Raw genomic sequence first — 18,553 nt, 5'->3', positions numbered from 1 at the left:
TAGTCTAGCCTCTTCTTGCCGAGGCAACGCTACGAAAATAATGCTCAACTGTAGCCGTAGCGTTTTCCAGCGCATAGATGCTGAGCGAAGCTTGCTAGTTTCTTGCGCGGTTACACACTCACCGTTAAGCCTTCCGTAGCTAGCTCAGTCCATTCAAACATGGTTTGAGCCTCCATCAACAGGGGCGTTAGGTCGCGGTAGCGGCTGGAAAAATGGCCGATGAGCAGGCGCTGCACTTGAGCCCGGCGAGCCAGCAAGCCAGCCTGGCGAGCCGTGGAGTGATGCGTAGTCTGGGCCCGGTCGCGCATCTCATCCAGAAAAGTAGCCTCGTGATACAGCAAATCGACACCGTGCACTAAGTCGGCGAGGCTTTCGGTGTAAAGCGTGTCGGAGCAGAAGGCGTAGCTGCGGGGCGGTTTGGGCTCAGTGGTTACGTCGAGGTTGCGGATCAGTACGTTGCCGACTTCGTCTAGCACGTCTTCGCCGAGCGTAAGACCCGTGAGCTGGGCGGGGGTGAGGCCAGACGGTAACTTCTCTTTGACCAAAGGCCGCCGCTTGGGCAATTCCCGAAACAGATAGCCACAGCACGGAATTCGGTGCCGCATGGGCAGCGTGTGCACCGTTACGTGCTTGTCTTCGTAAACCAAGGCGTGCTGCGTGGTATCAACGACCGTGAAATTCAGCTCGAAACTCAGTTGCGTAAACGAGTGCCGGAACTGCATGGTCAACACTTCATCGAGGCCGCTGGGGCCAAAGAGTTGCAGCGGCTCGGTGCGGCCGTTGAGGTGCATGGTGCCGAGCAAGCCAAACAACCCGAAGTAATGGTCGCCGTGCAGATGGGAGATGAAAATGGTTTGGATGCGCTGATGGCGTAGCTTGTACTCCATCAGGCGGCTTTGAGTGCCTTCGCCGCAGTCAATCAGGTACTGCGCGTTGCCCACGGTTAGTACCTGCGCCGTTTGGTGCCGGTCGAGAAAAGGCGTCGCCGACGCGCTACCCAAAATTTTCAGCTCAAACTCCATGTAAATTGATGAATGGTTGAATTATTAAATGGCTGCCTGTTCAACGAGCCGTTTGAACGGTCAGCCATTTAACAATTCAACCATGCAGCCATCCAACCATATAAAGCAAATTGGTTGCCTGTTGTCAGTTACGGGAACCTGACAACTGACAACCAACAACTAATACCTTTAAACTCTATTCCTTGCTGGTCAGGTCACGCTCGATGGCGTGCAGGAAAATGCGGTCAATGCCTTCTTCCACGGTGGGTAGGATATGCAGTACCGATTCGAGCTTACTAATGGTGATAAGCTTCATCACGTGGTCTTGCAGACCGGTGAGTACCAGCAAACCACCCGTAGAGTTGCACAACCGGTTGGCAATCAGAATGGAGCTGAGCCCTGACGAATCGGTATACTTCACGTTGGTGAGGTCCAGAATCAGGTTGTTGATGCCTTCGGCATTCAGCTTCACAAATTCCGATTTCAGGTCAGGAGCTACGGTTGTATCTAGCTTCTTCTCGTCAATCGTGATTATCGTGTACGTTTCCTTTTTATCAATCGAGTACTTCATACCGTCGGTGGTTCGGGGTTTTTAGGGAGTTGCGAAGGTAACAAAAAAATGTTCGTTGGCAGCGTGTTGAGGTACCAACGAAAGAGGTTTAAAAAGGCTGCATCAACGGCTGGAAATTCCCCTGAAACCGAACGTAAGGGTGCTCCAATTACTTTGCCAATCCGCTTCTGGCAGCTTGGCAGGCATCATTCGGACGGTACTTACCATAAACTGACCAGGGTTGGTTAATCGAAACAGCACACGGCCGTTTTGGTTACTATAGAGCCGGATAATTTTTACTGGCTGGCCTACCGAGCGTTGCCACACCTGCACTAATTGGCCGGCCTTGGGTTGCCCGTCGGCCAGCACTCGAATAGTGAGCGAACTGCCGGTCCGCAGGGTGTACGGATTTTGCTCGGGTACTAGTTCTAGTGGCAGGCCCGTAGGCCGGCTCCAAGCCCGTGCAGTATCGGAAGCGCCCGGGTTACCAACTTGGACCAATGTTTTAGTACACCGGCTGTAGGCTTCCCGGCCTGGCTTGTTGAGCGCGCCCTGCTGCTGACGCTGCATCAAAATATAATCGAGCCCTTCTTCCTTCAGGTAGGCGTTGAATTTCTCGGCCTCAAGCGTGATAAAAGCATTATTGGTCGCAAGAGCCACCATGTGCGTACCGGGCTGCGCAAACGTGACGTTCGGGTGCAGCGTATCGGCGGTGGTAGCTGTGGCCAGCAGGTCTTCTGGGCCAGTTGGCGCGTAGTGTACCAGTTGGGTAACGCGGCGGCTTTTGCCTGCCCACCGCTCGCCAGTGAAGTTTTCACCCACAAAAACGGGCAGGTTGAGTGTAGTGCCCGGTGCTATAAAAAATTGGGGTGGCATCAGCCAGAACTCGTGCGCCGCGGCCGTAAGGGCGGCTGTGGCGAAAAGCAGGGCAGCAGCGCACTTCTTGTGCAGGTTGGTGGTAGGCAAACGGAAAAGTATGTTGCTACGGCTCAAGAATCCAGTTTGCTTTCAGAGGGGGCTCGGCCTGCTTACGGACAAATTGATAATTTGATTAAATCTGCATCATGAATTAAGTAAAAACAGGAAAGCTGAACAACAAAATTTTATAAGTGCTTATGCAAACATTCAAATAGCGGTATTGATTCTGTTTTCACGTTCTGTTTAACTTTTTAACCTCATAAGTTACACAAATGAAAACAGCTTCCCTTTTCCACTCCTTTCCCTTTTTACGGACGTTGTGTTTGCTGCTCACAGGTATAGCGTTCAGTTTGGGCGTCACATCTTGTGATGATGACGATGACACGCCCTCTGGCGGTTCGCAGCAAAACATTGTGCAGGTAGCCCAAGGAAATGCGGACTTCAGTATTCTGGTAGCTGCCGTTACGAAAGCCGACTTAGCTGGTACGCTAAGCGGTGCGGGTCCATTCACGGTGTTTGCGCCCAACAATGCAGCCTTTGCCAAATTGGCCGGCGGCCCTCTCGATGCCTTCAGTTCAGCCGCTAAGATCAACGCCGTGACGGATGCCAATCAGATTGCGGCCCTCCGCAATGTGCTCCTCTACCATGTGCTAGCGGCCAATGTGCGAGCCGCCGACATTGCCGCCGGGACTAGCACCGCTACTACCGCCAAGCCTGCCAGCGGGAATGGCGTCAACGATAACACGCTCTATCTATCCAAGTCGGGTACCACCGTATCCATAAACGGGGGCACGCGGGTAGTAACGGCCGATATTGCGGCCAGCAACGGCACTATTCACGCCATCGACAACGTGCTGCTGCCGCCTAGCCAAACTATAGCGGCTATAGTAACTGCTAATGCAGCGGCCAATCCGGCGCAGTTCACGCAGTTGTTGCAGGCTCTGCAGCGCCCGGCGGCTTCGGCCCTGCTGGCGGCGGCGTCCAGCAACTCTTCCAACATCACCGTGTTTGCTCCTACTGATGCAGCCTTCCGGGCGGCGCTGACGGCGCTTAATTTGCAAAGCCTGAGCCAAGTGCCGGATGCTACGCTGGTTGCCATTCTGCAGAAGCACATTGTGAGCAGTGGCCGGGTGTTTTCATCGGATTTGGTGCCCGGCAACGTGGCTACCCTCAATGGCAACATCACTGTGGCAGCGGCGGCCAACGGCTTTACTGTACGCGGCGGCACCGGTACAGCTGCCAATATTGCCACCGCCAACGTGCTAGCAACCAACGGAGTAGTGTACATCATTGACCAGGTGCTGCTGCCGTAAGAACTGGCAGACTCAAATGAGTGAAACAAGAAGGCCCGGCTGTATATACAGCCGGGCCTTTTAAATGAAATCAAACGGTGCTAGTTAGTCTTTACTGCCGCTCTAATGCCAAGGTATAAGCTCGGTCGTAGTAAATGCGCAGGTTTTTCCAGTCGAAGATTTCCGAGTTGCTCTCCACCTTGTTGCGCTGCATGATTCGCTCGCGGCGGGAGAGGAGCACGAAATTCCAGAGCATTTCTGTTAGCTCTTCAGCCGACTCGTCGAAGCTCTTTTCCTGGCGCTGCACCACGTATATGCCTTTGTCTTCGTGAGCATCCACGTTTTGCATCACGTAGTCGCCGAAGCCGGAAAGGTCGGAGGTGACGGCTGGTACGCCGCGGGCCACACATTCGAGCGGGGTATAGCCCCAGGGCTCGTAGTAGCTCGGGAACACGCCCAAGTGGCAGCCCCGCACAAACTGCCCGTATTCCATGCCAAACAAGGGCGAAGTAGGTGACACGAAATCGGGGTGATAGACAATCTTCACCCGGTCGTGCTTGTGGTTTATGAGGCCAGCCTGGCGAACAAAATTGAGGATGTCGTCGTTTTTGTCGTCCACCAAGTTGTGCGTGATAACCGAAGGCAGGTTGTTGGTTTTCCAGCTTTGCAGCGTACGGCGGTAGCGCAGCTTCCAGTAATCATCAACCATAGTCGACAGATCGGGCAGGCGGTGGTCGGTGGACGCGGCGGCGGCATAGAACAGCCGCTCGCCTACCTGCCGCTCAATAGCCTCGCAGGTTTCGTGTACCTCGTCGAGGATGGCCCGGTTTTGCAGAATCAGCGGGTTGATGCTGGTGAAGGGACGTTTGGTGATAAAGAACATCACCACGTTGCCTTCCAAACCGCTTTGCTGGAGCCGATAATTCAGGCGCGCCAAGGCTTCCAGCGTTAAATCGAAACCTTTGTTGTGGTACTCGTAGCGGCCACTCGTGAACAGGTACAGCGTCTTGTCCAGATCGAAAGAATAGCTCTGGAAAAAATGCGCCATCACGAATTCGTGAATTTTGGCTTTGTACTGCTGGTGTAGATTCTGGAACTCGTGCCCCGCCACAAACCGCTCGATATTCAGGCCGTTTGGCAACACGGCATCCGGTATTCTGTCGAGCAGATAGATACATTCGCGCACCGTCAGCTCGCTCACCGTTGTAAAGACGTGGGCACCGTGGGCCGCCGCGCGCTCCATCGTTACGGCCGTCTCGATGTTGAAGTGCCGGGCTTCGGGCAGCCAGTCCACTTGCATAAGGTGGTCGTAGAAATTGGGGTCGTTCATGGCCAGATAGCGGCCCAGCAGCGTAGCGTGCGTGGTAAACACGATGTGCAGTGGCGTCTGGTCGCGCCGCAGGCCCGGAATGGCTACGCCCGTCATCCACTCGTGGAAGTGGGCCACTACCCGCTGCGGCGGCACCACTTCGGCGGCCAGTACCTGCAAAAATATCTTGGCCAAGTGGCCGAACGCCTCCACCTGGTGCAGCAAGTCGTCGTTGTCGGGCGTGGGGATACGGTGATGGTCCCAGAGGTCGTATTTGATCTGGCCGAGCTGCGGATACGCCTGGTAGGGGTTGATGAGTACCGTACGTGGCCGGCCCGTCACGAGCCATACGCCCAGGCACACGTCGTAGCCCATTTCGCGCATGCGGCGCACTGCCCCGGCAAACGGGTCGGAGAGAGAATCGAGCTGATAATCGTCGTAGGCCTCGAACTCGCCCTGCGCCTGCTGCGAGAAGTAAGGCCCTAGCAAACAGTAACGGTCTTCCCAGCCTTGCATGGTGGCCGGTACCTTGCTACGAATAACCGTGTAAATGCCGCCGACCTGATTGCAAACTTCCCAGGCTACTTCAACGAGTAAGGCATCGGGTGCAATGGGGGTGGGAGCGGAAGGAGGAACTTGCATACGGTGGACGCTAGAGTGGAAGGCGGCAAGTTAGGTTTCTTGCGGAGTTTACCTACTGTTGCTTTACAGTGTACAGGATATAAAAAGCAGGGTTTCGTGGGGCTTCCAAGAAAAATCTGGAAGCCTCACAAAACCCTGAGTTCTAGGCAGCGCAATCAGGCAAGAAATTCTATCCGGGCTCCTGCGAGATAATCAGCACCGAATAAGGCGCCAGTCCAAACGAACCGTGGAACGGCTGGTCGTCATAAATACCTTCTTCGGCCTGCGTGTCCATGCTCTCGAAGTTACCAAACTCCTCGTCGTAGCCTTCCCAGTCGGAGTTGAACCGCACGCGCCAGTTACCACCGCGGGGCAGGCCAATAGTGTAGGCCTCGTGGGTGCGGTTAGCAAAATTGGCCAGCACAATAGTGGTGTCGCCGGGGCCGCTTTGGTCGCGGCGGATGAACGCCAGCGTTTTGTCGTCGTTGTTGACGTGGTGTACCTCGGTGTGCTGGCCCAACAGGCCGCGCGTGTGGCCGGCCAAGTTGCGGCGTAGCGAAATTAGGTCGCGGTACAAGTGCACCAAGCCGGCGTGTTGTTCGGCGTGCTGCCATTCCAGCGGCAGGTCGTCGGAGAAGTAGCCATCGGCTAACATTTCCTGGCCCTGAAACATCATGGGGATACCGGGCGCGGTGAATACCAGTGCCGCGCCTAGCGTTGCGCGCTTCTTCGGGAACCAGCCGTGGGCGTCGCCGGGCATGATTTCTTCGGTTACGCGGCTTTTGCCGTTGGCTACTTCGTCGTGGCTTTCGGTGTAGATGACGCGCTGAAACGCATCGCCGTTGTAGATGCCGGTAATAGTTTCGGCCACGCGGTGCAGGTCCCGGTCGTCGTCGTTGGGTGTTACTATGGCATCACGCACAATGTTGACGAAAGCCGCATCCCATTGGCTGGAAAAGCCTTGCCCGCCTTCTTCAGGGCTGCGGGTAATGTACTCGTTGCCTTGCAGGTCTTCGCCAATGGTGATTTTCCAAGGCATCCGGTCCCGGATTTCCTCGTTGATCCACTTCATCAAGCTCCAGCCTTCGGGCAGGTCGCGGGTAGGGTCGGACGAGCCATCCACGTTGCGGATGTGGGAAATAGAGTCGCAGCGCAGGCCATCTACGCGGTAGTCCTCCAGCCACATCAGGGCGTTGTCGCGGATGTAGGCCCGCACGGCGTCGCGCCCGTAGTCGGGGCGGTTGTGGCCCCAGGGCGTTTCGGCGCGCCAATCGTTGTAGAAGTAGATACCGCCACCGTCGTTTTCCTGCCAGCCGTCGAATTGCCAGAGGTCCAAGTCACCGGGGCCGAAGTGGTTATATACCACGTCCAGGATTACGGCAATGCCGTGGCGGTGCGCTTGCTTTACAAGTTCTTTGAAGGCCTGCGGTCCACCATAATCGGTTTCGAGGGCGAAGGGGTGCGAGGGGTTGTAGCCCCAGGAGCGTCCGCCCGGAAACTCGGTGGGCGGCATTATCTCGATGGCATTGATGCCCAATTCACGCAGATAATCCAGCTTTTCAATTACGTCGAGGAAGGTGCCGGGCTGCTCGGGATTGGGGGCGTTGAAGGTGCCAACGTGCAGCTCGTATATCACCAGCTCGTTCCAGGCGGGCATATCGAAGTGGTCGTCTTCCCAATCGAAGCTATGGTCGGGCACGATGGAGTTGCCAGCCGAATGCGTGACTTCGCGGGCATAGGGGTCGTTGCGGGTTAACTCACCGGAAGGCGTATCAAGCCAGAACTTGTATTCGTTACCTACTTTTAAGTCAGGAAAATCAGCAGCCCAATAGCCATCGGTTTCGGCGGCAAGTGAGTGGGTGGTATGGTCCCAGTTGTTGAAAGGTCCTACCACAGATACAGCTGTAGCAGCGGGAGCCCAAACGCGAAAAGTTGTGCCGTTGGTATGTGGCAAAGCACCCATGCCGGTTTGCAGCACGGATGCGGAAAGAGGAGCAGTATCAAGCATTGGAGTAGAAGAAAATCAACCTTAAAGGTCGATGGTTGAGTCTTCTACTGTTAAGGTTGGCTTTTTGTTGGGTTTGGCATTATAATCTGTTGGTACTGGACTATATACAGCTGGTTGTTGAGCTGCTGCAGATGCCAGTTGAACATTCAGCTGGCAGCAAACGGAACAGTAGATCCAGCGACATTTACTGAGGTAAGTTCAGAAAGCTGCGAGTTAGGAAAGGCAGTACTCGGGCGGTTTACAGGCGGGAAAATAGAATTGCAGAAGCAAGAAAATATGCTGTGTTTTCCATATGAACAATCCGTCTGCTACTGGCCCTATTACTCTCTACCATAAGCGCCGCGCCCGTATAGAGCGCGCCAAAGGACTAAGCCACGTAGTGCCGGCGCTGGTGTTGCTAAGTGGTGTGTTCGGAGTGATAACCGGCCAAGAGCCGTTCACGCTGCTGCTTGGGTTGGAAGTACTCGTGGGCGCGGCTTACGTACTATTGCTCCTGCGAGAAATTCAGCATTTGCGCCGACACCCGAACCACCATGAACGGGTTGCTTGGTTGGAACTAGCAGCAGCCGGTATTTTCGCCATTGAAGGCTACCACATCTGGCACCGCCACCACGAAGCGGCTTTGCGTACCGGAGAGCACAAATTTCATGTTTTGCCGTGGCTGTATGCAGCGTTGGCCGTCTGGTATGTGGGTATGGCTTTCGGTATTGCCCGGATTTATGAGCGGCGCCACCTACACCTACACGCCAACGGGTTTAGTGGTCGGATGCATCCATTCCGGCGCGGATTTTCTTACACGTGGGCAGAGGTGGACCACCTAGAACCAAGCGGGCCGACCGACGTGCTGGTGCATCGTAGCAACGGCCAGCAGCAGAAAATATCTTTTGCAAACGTGTACAATGGGTCAGCCTTGCGTGACCAACTACTCGCGCACCGACAAGCCAAAACAGCAGATGCAACCTGAGTTATTCATTGTTTGTACTGTTACTTCTTACAGCGTGCTACAATAAAAAGAGCCGCTAGCAACACTGCTAGCGGCTCTTTTCATGGGCACTTACTGCCACATAACTGGTGCGGGTTCAGGAGCCACGGGTTGGGGTGGTGGCGCCTGCGAGGCTTGTTGCTTGGCCGACGTTTTCGTGACGGCCGGGCTCCATTTCGAGTTGTCGCAACGAGGGCAATGCTTGGTTGGCATGTGGGAGGAATGAACTACGTTGCCACACAAGGTGCAAGCAAACTGGTCGGGTACGCGCTGTTGCTGCTGAATGTAGTCTTGGTCCCAATCAGGGGCCAAAGACAGGCCGGGTTGGGGTTCGTCTTGCTCGATAACCGTGAACGAACCATTGGCTTCCATGTAGAGGCGCTGTACTTGGCCTAGGTTATCGAGGCCTTGGCCGCGTAGCTTGGCGAAGATGCGCTCCTGAGAAAGCAGACACTCTTTCATGGCATCGTATTGCAACCGGCCGTCCTCCACCAGAATGCTTACATCAGCCTGCACAATTTTCTCGAAGTAGCTGCTACGAAATGTGGCGCGCGCCAACAAATGCTGGCCGGCCACGATGATAATGGCCGCAATCAGGGGCGCTAGTATGCCCCGGTCGGGGGCTAGCAACGGGACGCCGCCTGCTGCTGCCAACGACACCATGGCGGCCATTTCGGTGCGGTTGAGTTGGCTGCCCATCCGCTTGCCCATTAGGCGCATCGAAAGCAGCAAAATGGCATAGATAGCCGAAACCCGAATAACGGCCTCCAGCATAAAGCTCCAAGGCACATCGCCCAGAGTCATTCGTAGTAAATCGAAAGGCTTGAAATCCGGCATAAAATGGTGTGTTGAAAAGAAGGATTGTGAACAGGTGGCGCGCAACGCTGCCGTACCGCGGGGTTTGCGCAGCGCAAGCGGTTATCGAATAGGGGTGAGGCCTGAAAAAGCAAAGGGTAAAGCAAGCAGAAGAGCTAGTGGGAAGCCCGAGCGTTGCTATCTGCTTTGGTTACTGAACGGCGGTAGTCCACTGCTCTTTGCCGCAGTTAGGGCACTGGTTGCCCGAGTGAACATGCTCATTGGCAGGCTGGCCGCAATTGAGACACACTTTCTGGTTGTCGACGGGCTTGAGCGTCTGGTTCAAGGTCTTGTCTTTGACGGGTAGCACGCTCAAACCAGCTCTTGGCGAATCTGCTTTGAACACACTGAAGGTCCCGTTGCCTTCGAAGTACAACCGTTTTACCTCGCCAAGCTGCTTGATTTTCCGGTCGCGTAGCTGCGCAAATACCTCGTTGTTGGAAATGGAGTCGTTGCGCATGTGGTTGATTTGCAGCACACCATCCTTAACCAAGATGGTTACGTCGCCTTGCACAGCCAGTTCTATCTTGCGCTTTTTGAGCGACAACCAACTCAGGCCCCGCTGATAAAACAGCACGCACAGCAGCACAACTATTGCGGGCAGCAAGCCCCGGTTAGGTATTTGCATGGGCACCGACACGATACCCCCGAGCATAATCATCACGGCCAATTCGGTGATGGTCAGCTGCGCACTCATGCGCTTGCTGAGTAAGCGCATCACCACCAGAAAGAAGAGGTAAATAATAATGGTGCGCACAACTACTTCCCACGAGAAAACGCCGGGCGTGTCACCAAACAAAATCCGGTGCCAGTCGCCCAGATGGATATCTTCCTTTTTCATATAACTCGTTGTAGCACATTGGAATCTATAAGGCTAAACGAGGCCTGTGGAACAGGCGTTACAGCGTAAACAACCGAAAAACGTCCGTATAAACCCTGATTTCATTTCAAGCTTCCGGCTGGCCTTGCTCCACTGGCAACCTGCCGCACGAGTTTTTAGCCGGTTTCGCAACTTGCAGCCGCCGCCAGCGGTTCTTGTATCCCAACTAGCAGTTTTTATCCGTGCCCCGCCCCAAACCTGTCATCTACGGCTTGTATTCCTGGACGCCTGAGTATGGCCTCCGTTACATTCATCCTGCCAACCGCCGCACTTTTGAGTGGCTGGAACCGGTAGGCAAACTTTTCGAGAAAATCGATGAAACCGAAGACTGGATACTGCTGCGCTACGACGAGCAGCAATTCAAAGTCAGCGGTGAATTGTTCAAGGAACTGTACAGCAAACCGCCCTTCAGCTTCGGCGACTTGGTGGAAGAAGTTAGCCCCGAACCCGGCCAGCCCGCCCACGAAGGGCTGGTATCGGATGTATATTGGGACGATGCTACGCACACCGCCCGCTTTCAAATAGTAGAGCGCAAGCGCAAACTGAAGCGCATCTTCGAAGCCGACGAACTGCGGCTTAAGTAAGAGTGAGTAAGGGAGCAGCGGAGTAACTGAGTAGTATCACCGAACAGTTTACTCCGCTACTCCTTTACTTTATAACCCCATTACGATACCCGTGACAATAGCCACTACCGCTAGCAGCAACAATCCTAGGTAAAGCGGCAGCGCGAACTTCAACCATTCGTCGAAGCGGACGCCGCACACGGCCACAATAGCCATGAGGGCGCCGTTGGTAGGCGTAATTAGCTCGCAAAGGCCCGCGCCGTACTGAAAGGCCAGCACCGTAACCTGGCGCGAAAGTCCAATAAGGTCGGAGAGGGGCACCAATAGCGGCATCGTGAGCACCGCCTGCCCGCTCACCGATGGCACCGGCAAGTGCAGCGCCGTGTGCAGCCCCACCATACCTAGCGCCGACAACGTAACGGGCAGCCCCGCCAGCGGCGCCGACAGGGCGTTGACGATGGTATCAACAATCTGACCTTGTTCCAGCACCACAAAAATCGCACGGGCAAAACCAATCAGGATGGCCGAAAACGCCATGTCGCGGCAGCCCGTAATGAAGCTCTCGGCGGTGCCGGTGAAGCCTAAGCCGCCCACCAAACCGGCCGCTATGCCCAACGCGAAAAACAAGGCCGCCATTTGCTCGAAGTCCCAGCCGAGTTGCAGCACTCCGTAGGCGAAGATGGTGAACGTGACCAGCAGTAAGGCCAGCACGAGGCCGTGGCTGCCAGCACGGGTGGCGGCGGTTGTATCTTCTTCCGCCTCGGGGGCTACACGATTGCGCACGGCGTAACGCACGGTCCCAATAATCCAGAAAGCCACGGCTACCAGCAAAAAAGCCAGTCGGAAGCCGCCTCCCGAAAGCAGCGGCAATTGTGCCAGCTTCTGCGCCACGCCCACCTGAAACGGGTTGAGCGGACTAAAGGCCGCGCCTACGGCGGCCGAGCCCAAGCTAACGGCGGCCGCCGTAATGGCCGGATAGCCAATGCGGCGCATAAGCACGAGCAGCACCGGAATCAGCGGAATTATTTCCTCCTGCATATTTTCCAGGGCGCCCATCGTGGCAAAAAGCACCGAAATAATAGGAATGACAATGGCCTCGCGCCCCCGAAACCGGGCCAGCAGCCAATCGACGCCGTGGCGCAAGGCGCCAGTATGGTCCACAACGGTGAAAGCCCCGCCAGCCAAGAATACTAGGAAAATAACGGAAGCCGCATCAATCAACCCCTTCGGAATATCAACCAAGGCTTGCAGGGGACTGACGGGGGAGGCCGCTACGCGGTGGTAGGAGCCCGCCACTACTACGTCGCGCCCCGTGGCCGCGTCGGGGTGGCGCTCAAACACACCGGTTGGTAGCACATAACTTAGCAAACAAGCCAGCAGAATAAACCCAACCAACAAAACCAGCGGGTGCGGAAAGCGAATCGTCTTCATGCCACGAAGGTAGTGGCTGAGGAATGTACAATTAAGTGCCAGTTTGAGGGGCACACGAGCACGGCCAAATCCTTTGGGTTTGTATCTTCGGGTTTCATTACGCCTCTCATGAACCTGCTTGTCTTCAAAAAGCTCCCGATGGGTCAGCAGGCCGACCTCTTGCGTCGGCATGGCCACTTTTTGGCCGAACGGCGGGAAGACAGCTTTCGATTGAGCCTGTATGCGCTAGGTGATTTTTACGCCGAGGAATGGCGCGTCCACGATGAAGACCATATTCTCTTCATCCACCTTTTCCAGCATTCCGGCGGACTGAACGAGTATTTAGCGAAAATCCGGCTGCCGGAAGTGTGAACGGCATGAATTGGAAGTGACTAAGTTGCTGGTGCTTTGCAATGACTATTACTTAGCTCTTCTATGACAACTATACTCTCTTGGTTTGCAAACCTGCGACGTTCAGCAAAGCCAATTGCTTCCCCAGTAGTTTCCTCCCAAGACTCCGAGGTTACAACTGCTGAGCAGGCCAAGTTTCTAGAGTGTATAAAAGCAGAGATTCAAGCACAGCATCCGCACCTCCATATAGAAGAACAAGGAGATGTGCTGCATATTCTGCCTGTTCAACTACAGGTTAGAGCTCAAATAACCACCCGTACAGTCCATGCCGATGCCGTGGTGGAGTGCCAAGTAGTGCGGTTATACCAAGACCAACTAATTCCAGGCTATGTGGAAGACGTGTTTGCTGGTATTGGTGAAAACAGTGTGGATGCCGCTCATAAAGGAGCTTCAGTCTTTACAACAGGAGTCTTTACCACGATACTTGAGGCTCTTGAAGGGCGGCGCCAACCTGAGTATGACTTCTACACGGTTGAAGCTGATCAGCAGATTCAATGGCACCAAATATTTGGGCCTGTGATGGTGCAAGGATTCTGGCGTAACCACATAGAAGAAATTAAAGAAGAATACTTAACTGCTTTGCTACGGCCTCTGCTCCACGACAAGCTGCCGAACCAACTGCTCAGCTGGATGAAGATGTATGTATCTCGGCTACCAAGTGGAGAATTGATAGTTGAGTGCTTGCTGAATAATCAACATTGGCCAGAGGCCGTCACCCTGCTGCGACGTGAAGCCGAAATGTGGCCAACGGTAGATGAATTTATGGCACAACGTCAATTCGTCGCGTTTCGTCGGTGTAGGTAAAAGCAGGACCTGCCATATTTCCGAATACCTATATTGAAGGCATGAAACCGTCTCGCCTTCTGCCTCTGCTGCTCGCGCTACTCAAATTTGTGTCGGGCTACTTACTGGCTAGCCGTGCCTACGAGCTGCACCGCGACGAATATCTTTACCTCAACTACGGCAGGCATTTGGCCTGGGGCTATTTGGAAGTGCCGCCGCTTACGGCGCTGCAAAGTTGGGTGACCTTGGCGCTAGGTGGTGGCTGGGGCTGGGTGAAGTTTTGGCCTTTTTTGTGGGGCAGCCTCACGGTGTATCTGGTGGCGCGGCTGTTGCAGCACGTGGGTGGGGGCTGGTTTGCGGTTTTACTGGCGGGTATCGGCTACATGGTGGCGGCCTATGCGCGGCTCAACTTTTTGTTTCAGCCCAACTCGTTTGAGGTACTGGCTTTCACGGCTGCTTCGTACGCCTTGGTGCGCCACGCGCAAACCAGCCGCCCCCGCTACCTCTACCTGCTAGGCGCGATGCTCGGGCTCAGTTTTCTCAACAAGTACACCACCCTGTTTTATACGGGTGCGTTGCTGGCCGGCTTACTTTTCACGCCGCAGCGCCAACTCCTTTGGAACCGCCATTTGTGGGGCGCAGCCGCCGTGGGGCTACTGCTTTGGCTGCCTAACCTGATTTGGCAACTTGCCCACGGTATCCCGTTCCTTCACCACATGGAGCTGCTCCACGATACGCAGCTCGTAAACATGTCTGCCGCCGACTTTTGGAAAGAACAACTCCTGATGTGTTTTCCGGTGGTGTGGGTCTGGGTGCCGGGGCTGCTGGCGCTGTTGGTTTATCGGCCGTTCCGGCCCTACCGCGCCATTGGGGTCATTTACGTGGCAGGCCTGCTGATTCTAACCGTGATGCACGGCAAAGGCTATTACGCTCTCGGGTACTATCCGGTGCTGCTTTCGTTTGGGGCGGTGTGGCTGGAGCGGCAACTGGCGTCGGTGCGGTTTGGGGTGGTGGCGCGGCCGGTGCTGTTGGTTTTGCCGGTGGTGCCCCTTATCTGGTTTATGCCGTTTGTCTTCACGCTGTACTCGCCAGCGCATATGCAGCGTATCGGGCCGCGCTACGCAAGCCTAGGACTTTTGCGCTGGGAGGATGGCAAGAACCATCCCTTACCGCAAGACTATGCCGACATGGTGGGCTGGCAGGAACTAGCCGACAAAACTTGGCAGGCCTACCAAGCGCTACCGGCCGCCACCCGCGCCAACACCCTCATCAAATGCGACAACTACGGCCAGGCCGGCGCTATCAACTACTACAATCGGGGCCGCGCCTTGCCCGTGGCCAACAGCTTCAATGGTAGTTATTTGTTTTGGTTTCCGCCTCGGCCAACCCAAGCGTTTCGTTATATGCTGCTCGTGGGCGAAGGAGAGCCCGCCAAGCTGGTGCCTCACTTTCGGGAATTTCGCAAGGTGGGTGAAATAACCAACCCCTATGCGCGCGAGAAAGGCACGACCATCCACCTCGGCACCGACCCAGATTCTGCTATTCTAAACTTAGCCTACCGAGAGCACCGCGCCGAGCTGGCCGCCTGGGAAGGGCGCAAGTAACGGCGCGGGTGCAAGGCGTGGCACGATCACAGAGTTGAAGTGGCTGTGTTGACGCCTATTTTGTTTGTGGCAGCAACCAAGTGACTGTATGGCCGTCCAATAACTTTGGCCGAAGCACCCCGTACCTCCACCTACTTGTCAGAGTGCGGTGCTCTCGGCTTCCTTCTTATTGTTGTCACCGACTAGTGCCTAAGCAAGCCGTATGTGGATAGTTTTTTCTTTGCTCGCCGCTTTATCGGCTGCTGTAGTGGTTACGCTCTCCAAGGCGGGCATCAAAAATGTGGATTCGAGCTTGGCCTTCGCTATTCAATCGGTGCTGATTGTGCTGGTGGCTTGGGGCGTAGTGGCCTGGCAAGGCAACCTACCCGACGTAACATCCATTGACCGTCGTAGCTGGACGTTTCTAATTGCGGCCGGTGTAATCACCTGCATTTCGTCCTTGCTGTCGTTTCGGGCGCTTTCGCTCGGCAATGCTTCCCGCGTATCGCCTATCGATAAGGTGTCGTTGGTGTTTGCTATTGTGCTGGCTGCCGTTTTTCTGAAAGAGAAAGTAAGCTGGCAGGTGATGCTCGGGGCCGGTCTAATGGTACTTGGCGCAGTGGTCATTGCCATGGCCAAGCCTGCCGGGGAGTAAAGAGGAAATTGCAAAATAGCTTGCTCTCGGCAAGGCGATTACCCATTTAGGTTAAGCCCAAAACGTGTATTCAAGAAGTGGATTTTAATCGGTATCACCCGCTCTTCACTATACCTATCTAAATAAGTGGATATTTTCCGGCAAGGCGACGTAAGCTGAACTATATTGCTCGCTTCTTGTCCGTTATCCCCTTTCGCGTTCTGTCCTAAATGCTTTCGCGCTTTCGCTGGTTTTCATTGCCTTTGGTTTTGGTGCTGCTGTTGGGATGGAAAGGCAAGGCCAGGGCCCAAAGCCCCGAACTCGAGAGGCTACGTGCCCAAGTACAGCGAGAACAGACGGACAGCAGCCGGGTGCTGCTAATCTGCAAAATCAGCGACCAATATTGGGCTCTCAATACCGATTCGGCCGCGGTGTATGCACAGCAGGCATTGTCGTTGGCCCGTAGCATCGGCTACCGCCATGGCGAAGGCGAGGCGTTGAACCGGCTAGGTGCGGCCCTGCGTGAAAGCAATTTGGCCCGCGCGCTGCAGTTGTTTCAACAATCGTTGCACTTAGCCGAACAAACCCAAGACCGGCCCCTACAAGCCCAGAACCTACGCAGCATCGGCATCATTTACGTGTACCTGCGCGAGCGGCAGCAGGCCATGTCGTACTACTTTCGGGCCTTGCGCATCGGCGAAGCGCTGCACGACGAGCACCGGGTGGTGATTGAATTGAGCAACATCGGGCTGGCGTACGATGTGTTCAACCAACTCGATTCGGCTCAATATTTTCAACAGCGTGCGTACCAGTTGGCTAAGCGGCTGCACACACCCACTAATTACATTCTGTACGGCCTCGCTAACGTAGCCCGCAAGCAGGGCCACCTCGCGCAGGCCCGTGCTTATTACCAGCGCAGCATCACCGAATCCGAGACTTTACACCATTTACGGAGCAGCAATTTCGCGTACGTAGGGTTGGCTACGCTGTACCAGTTGCAAGGCGCCGCCGATTCCAGCCTCTATTATGCGCGCTTGGGCTGTAAGGCTGCTCAGGCCAACGGGTTTTTGCGGGGCGTACTCAATGCCAGTACCTTGCTTACCCAGGAGTTCAAAAGGCGCGGACCCGCCGACAGCGCCCTCAAGTACCAGAGCCTGATGTTGGCCATGAAAGACACTTTGTTTGGCCAGGAGAAAGTGATGCAGCTGCAAAATGTTGATTATCAAGAGCGGCAGCACGAGCAGGAAGTTATCAATGAAAAAGCCATCTTGAGGGCCCGCTACCGCACCTACGGCTTGCTAGCAGGCCTGGTGGGGTTGCTGATTATTATTGGCCTGTTGGTGCGCAACTACCGATTGCAGCAGCGTGCCAATACGGCACTTGAGGCCTCGTTGGCCGAGCTGAAAACCACGCAGTTTCAATTGGTGCAGCGCGAAAAAATGGCGTTTCTGGGTGAGCTGACGGCCGGGGTGGCCCACGAGCTGCAAAACCCGCTTGGGTTTGTCAAGCAGTTTGCCGCCGTTAGTACCGAGCTAATCGATGAAATCAACGGGGCACAACAACTGGCGCGCGACGGCAAGCTAGAACGGGAAATTCTGGATGGCCTCAAGCAGAATATGCTGAGCATCAGCCAGCATGGGCAACGGGCCACCGCCATCATCAAAGGCATGCTGGAGCACGCCCGCATGGGTAGCGGGCAGCGCGAACTTGCCAACCTCAATCAGCTGGCAGAAGAAAGCTGGCAGCTAGCGTACCAAGGCGTGTGGCACGAGCACCCTGCTTTCACGGCCACGCTCACCACTCACCTCGATCCGGACTTGCCACGCATACCCGTCATTGCGCAAGATCTGAATCGGGTGCTGCTGAACCTTTGCACCAATGCTCTTTACGCCGTACGGCAGCGTCAACTCACGGCCGAGGCGGAGTACCAGCCCGAAGTGCGCATAAGTACCCGTTTGCTACCCGGCAGCGTTGAACTCACAGTCAGCGACAACGGTACCGGCATTCGGGAAGATGTTAAGGCGAAGGTTTTCCAGCCTTTCTTTACCACCAAACCGATTGGCGAAGGCACAGGGCTCGGCCTTTCGCTCAGCCACGACATAGTAAGCACGGGCCATGGCGGCACCCTCACCGTAGCATCGGAAGAAGGGAACGGCACCTCCTTCACTATTACGCTGCCACAGAATGCTGTAGCATAAAGTTTATTGTATCTTATAACCGGACCATATGAATGTGCGGAATACCGTCTTCGAGGTAGCCTTCACCGTGCTGCTGAAAGCGGAAGCTTTCATAGAATTCCTTCAGATACAGTTGGGCTCCAATCTGGATGGGTTGCTCCCCGAATAGCTCCGTTACCGCCGCAATAGATTGTTGCAGCAACTCCCGGCCCAAGCCATAGCGCCGAAACTTCGGGCCGACTACCACCCGGCCGATGCTGGCTTCGGGGTAGCTGAGGCCAGCATCGAAAAGGCGGGAGTAAGCGGCTAGCTCGCCGGTTTCGGTATGACCTAGCAAGTGATGGGCTGCTTGGTCTTGGCCGTCTATGTCCTGGAAGGCGCAGGTTTGCTCTACCACAAACACTTCGGAGCGCAGCTGAAGTAGAGCGTAAAGTTCGGATAGGGTGAGGGAGGCAAAGGGCTTGGTAGTCCAGGTGAGCGTCATAAGCGAAAAAGGAAAGTAGGGATGCACAAAGATGCGGGGAATAGCGGAACGCCGGCATGGCCTAGAGCAAGCTCTACCATAGCGCTAACGGT

The 18,553-nt window shown here is 55.3% G+C and carries 17 protein-coding genes; 8 read left to right on the top strand and 9 right to left on the bottom strand.

Going from position 1 to position 18,553, the window contains the following annotated elements; genetic code table 11:
- Window positions 1-110: 110 nt before the first annotated feature.
- From P1X16_RS13080 to P1X16_RS13070, 3 genes are all read right to left on the bottom strand, one after another.
- A complete protein-coding gene (locus P1X16_RS13080; protein WP_277229359.1) occupies window positions 111-1,022 on the bottom strand; it encodes a ribonuclease Z in 912 nt (303 codons plus the stop codon).
- A gap of 175 nt (window positions 1,023-1,197) precedes the next feature.
- Window positions 1,198-1,572, bottom strand: coding sequence for an STAS domain-containing protein (locus P1X16_RS13075; RefSeq protein WP_022825949.1), 375 nt, complete (start codon window positions 1,570-1,572; stop codon window positions 1,198-1,200).
- A gap of 102 nt (window positions 1,573-1,674) precedes the next feature.
- Complete coding sequence (locus P1X16_RS13070; RefSeq protein WP_277229356.1) at window positions 1,675-2,517, bottom strand: DUF4198 domain-containing protein; 843 nt, start codon at window positions 2,515-2,517, stop codon at window positions 1,675-1,677.
- A gap of 224 nt (window positions 2,518-2,741) precedes the next feature.
- Between P1X16_RS13070 and P1X16_RS13065 the strand changes: the two genes are divergently transcribed.
- Window positions 2,742-3,782: a fasciclin domain-containing protein gene (locus tag P1X16_RS13065; protein ID WP_277229354.1), complete on the top strand. Its 1,041-nt coding sequence runs from the start codon at window positions 2,742-2,744 to the stop codon at window positions 3,780-3,782.
- A gap of 91 nt (window positions 3,783-3,873) precedes the next feature.
- Here P1X16_RS13065 and P1X16_RS13060 read toward each other — a convergent pair whose 3' ends face one another.
- On the bottom strand, window positions 3,874-5,712 hold the full coding sequence (locus P1X16_RS13060; protein WP_277229351.1) for a glycosyltransferase: 1,839 nt from the start codon (window positions 5,710-5,712) through the stop codon (window positions 3,874-3,876).
- Between the two features lie 169 nt (window positions 5,713-5,881).
- Complete coding sequence (locus tag P1X16_RS13055) at window positions 5,882-7,699, bottom strand: alpha-amylase family glycosyl hydrolase (RefSeq protein WP_277229349.1); 1,818 nt, start codon at window positions 7,697-7,699, stop codon at window positions 5,882-5,884.
- A gap of 292 nt (window positions 7,700-7,991) precedes the next feature.
- On the opposite strand from P1X16_RS13055, the gene P1X16_RS13050 reads away from it, so the two are divergent.
- Complete coding sequence (locus tag P1X16_RS13050; protein WP_277229347.1) at window positions 7,992-8,663, top strand: hypothetical protein; 672 nt, start codon at window positions 7,992-7,994, stop codon at window positions 8,661-8,663.
- A 90-nt stretch (window positions 8,664-8,753) separates the two neighbouring features.
- Here P1X16_RS13050 and P1X16_RS13045 read toward each other — a convergent pair whose 3' ends face one another.
- Together P1X16_RS13045 and P1X16_RS13040 are read right to left on the bottom strand one after the other, a co-directional pair.
- The gene (locus P1X16_RS13045) at window positions 8,754-9,518 is read right to left on the bottom strand and encodes a YetF domain-containing protein (RefSeq protein ID WP_277229345.1); all 765 of its coding nucleotides are present in this window, start codon (window positions 9,516-9,518) and stop codon (window positions 8,754-8,756) included.
- Between the two features lie 169 nt (window positions 9,519-9,687).
- The gene (locus tag P1X16_RS13040; RefSeq protein WP_277229343.1) at window positions 9,688-10,377 is read right to left on the bottom strand and encodes a YetF domain-containing protein; all 690 of its coding nucleotides are present in this window, start codon (window positions 10,375-10,377) and stop codon (window positions 9,688-9,690) included.
- A gap of 221 nt (window positions 10,378-10,598) precedes the next feature.
- Between P1X16_RS13040 and P1X16_RS13035 the strand changes: the two genes are divergently transcribed.
- Entirely contained in the window at window positions 10,599-11,000 is a 402-nt protein-coding gene (locus P1X16_RS13035) for a hypothetical protein (RefSeq protein ID WP_277229342.1), read from the top strand.
- Window positions 11,001-11,069: 69 nt separating this feature from the next.
- Here the strand turns inward: P1X16_RS13035 and P1X16_RS13030 are convergent, their stop codons facing one another.
- A complete protein-coding gene (locus P1X16_RS13030; RefSeq protein ID WP_277229340.1) occupies window positions 11,070-12,410 on the bottom strand; it encodes a YfcC family protein in 1,341 nt (446 codons plus the stop codon).
- A gap of 108 nt (window positions 12,411-12,518) precedes the next feature.
- Between P1X16_RS13030 and P1X16_RS13025 the strand changes: the two genes are divergently transcribed.
- The 5 genes from P1X16_RS13025 (at window position 12,519) to P1X16_RS13005 (ending at window position 17,998) form a co-directional block, all read left to right on the top strand.
- Window positions 12,519-12,761 carry a hypothetical protein gene (locus tag P1X16_RS13025; RefSeq protein WP_245119055.1) on the top strand — a complete coding sequence of 81 codons (243 nt, stop codon included), beginning with the start codon at window positions 12,519-12,521 and terminating at the stop codon, window positions 12,759-12,761.
- 63 nt (window positions 12,762-12,824) lie between these two features.
- A complete protein-coding gene (locus tag P1X16_RS13020) occupies window positions 12,825-13,604 on the top strand; it encodes a DUF6348 family protein (protein ID WP_277229338.1) in 780 nt (259 codons plus the stop codon).
- Window positions 13,605-13,645: 41 nt separating this feature from the next.
- Window positions 13,646-15,187 (top strand): glycosyltransferase family 39 protein, encoded by a 1,542-nt coding sequence (locus tag P1X16_RS13015; protein ID WP_277229336.1) that lies wholly within the window; start codon window positions 13,646-13,648, stop codon window positions 15,185-15,187.
- Window positions 15,188-15,389: 202 nt separating this feature from the next.
- A complete protein-coding gene (locus tag P1X16_RS13010; RefSeq protein WP_277229335.1) occupies window positions 15,390-15,821 on the top strand; it encodes an EamA family transporter in 432 nt (143 codons plus the stop codon).
- Window positions 15,822-16,030: 209 nt separating this feature from the next.
- The gene (locus P1X16_RS13005; protein ID WP_277229334.1) at window positions 16,031-17,998 is read left to right on the top strand and encodes an ATP-binding protein; all 1,968 of its coding nucleotides are present in this window, start codon (window positions 16,031-16,033) and stop codon (window positions 17,996-17,998) included.
- A gap of 13 nt (window positions 17,999-18,011) precedes the next feature.
- Here P1X16_RS13005 and P1X16_RS13000 read toward each other — a convergent pair whose 3' ends face one another.
- Window positions 18,012-18,461, bottom strand: a complete 450-nt coding sequence (locus P1X16_RS13000; RefSeq protein WP_277229332.1) for a GNAT family N-acetyltransferase — start codon at window positions 18,459-18,461, stop codon at window positions 18,012-18,014.
- Window positions 18,462-18,553: the final 92 nt, after the last annotated feature.

It is taken from the genome of Hymenobacter sp. YC55 (assembly GCF_029433095.1).
Lineage (GTDB): Bacteria > Bacteroidota > Bacteroidia > Cytophagales > Hymenobacteraceae > Hymenobacter.
The sequence above is the reverse complement of the archived record's forward strand: the minus strand, read 5'-3'. Positions and strand labels throughout refer to the sequence as shown.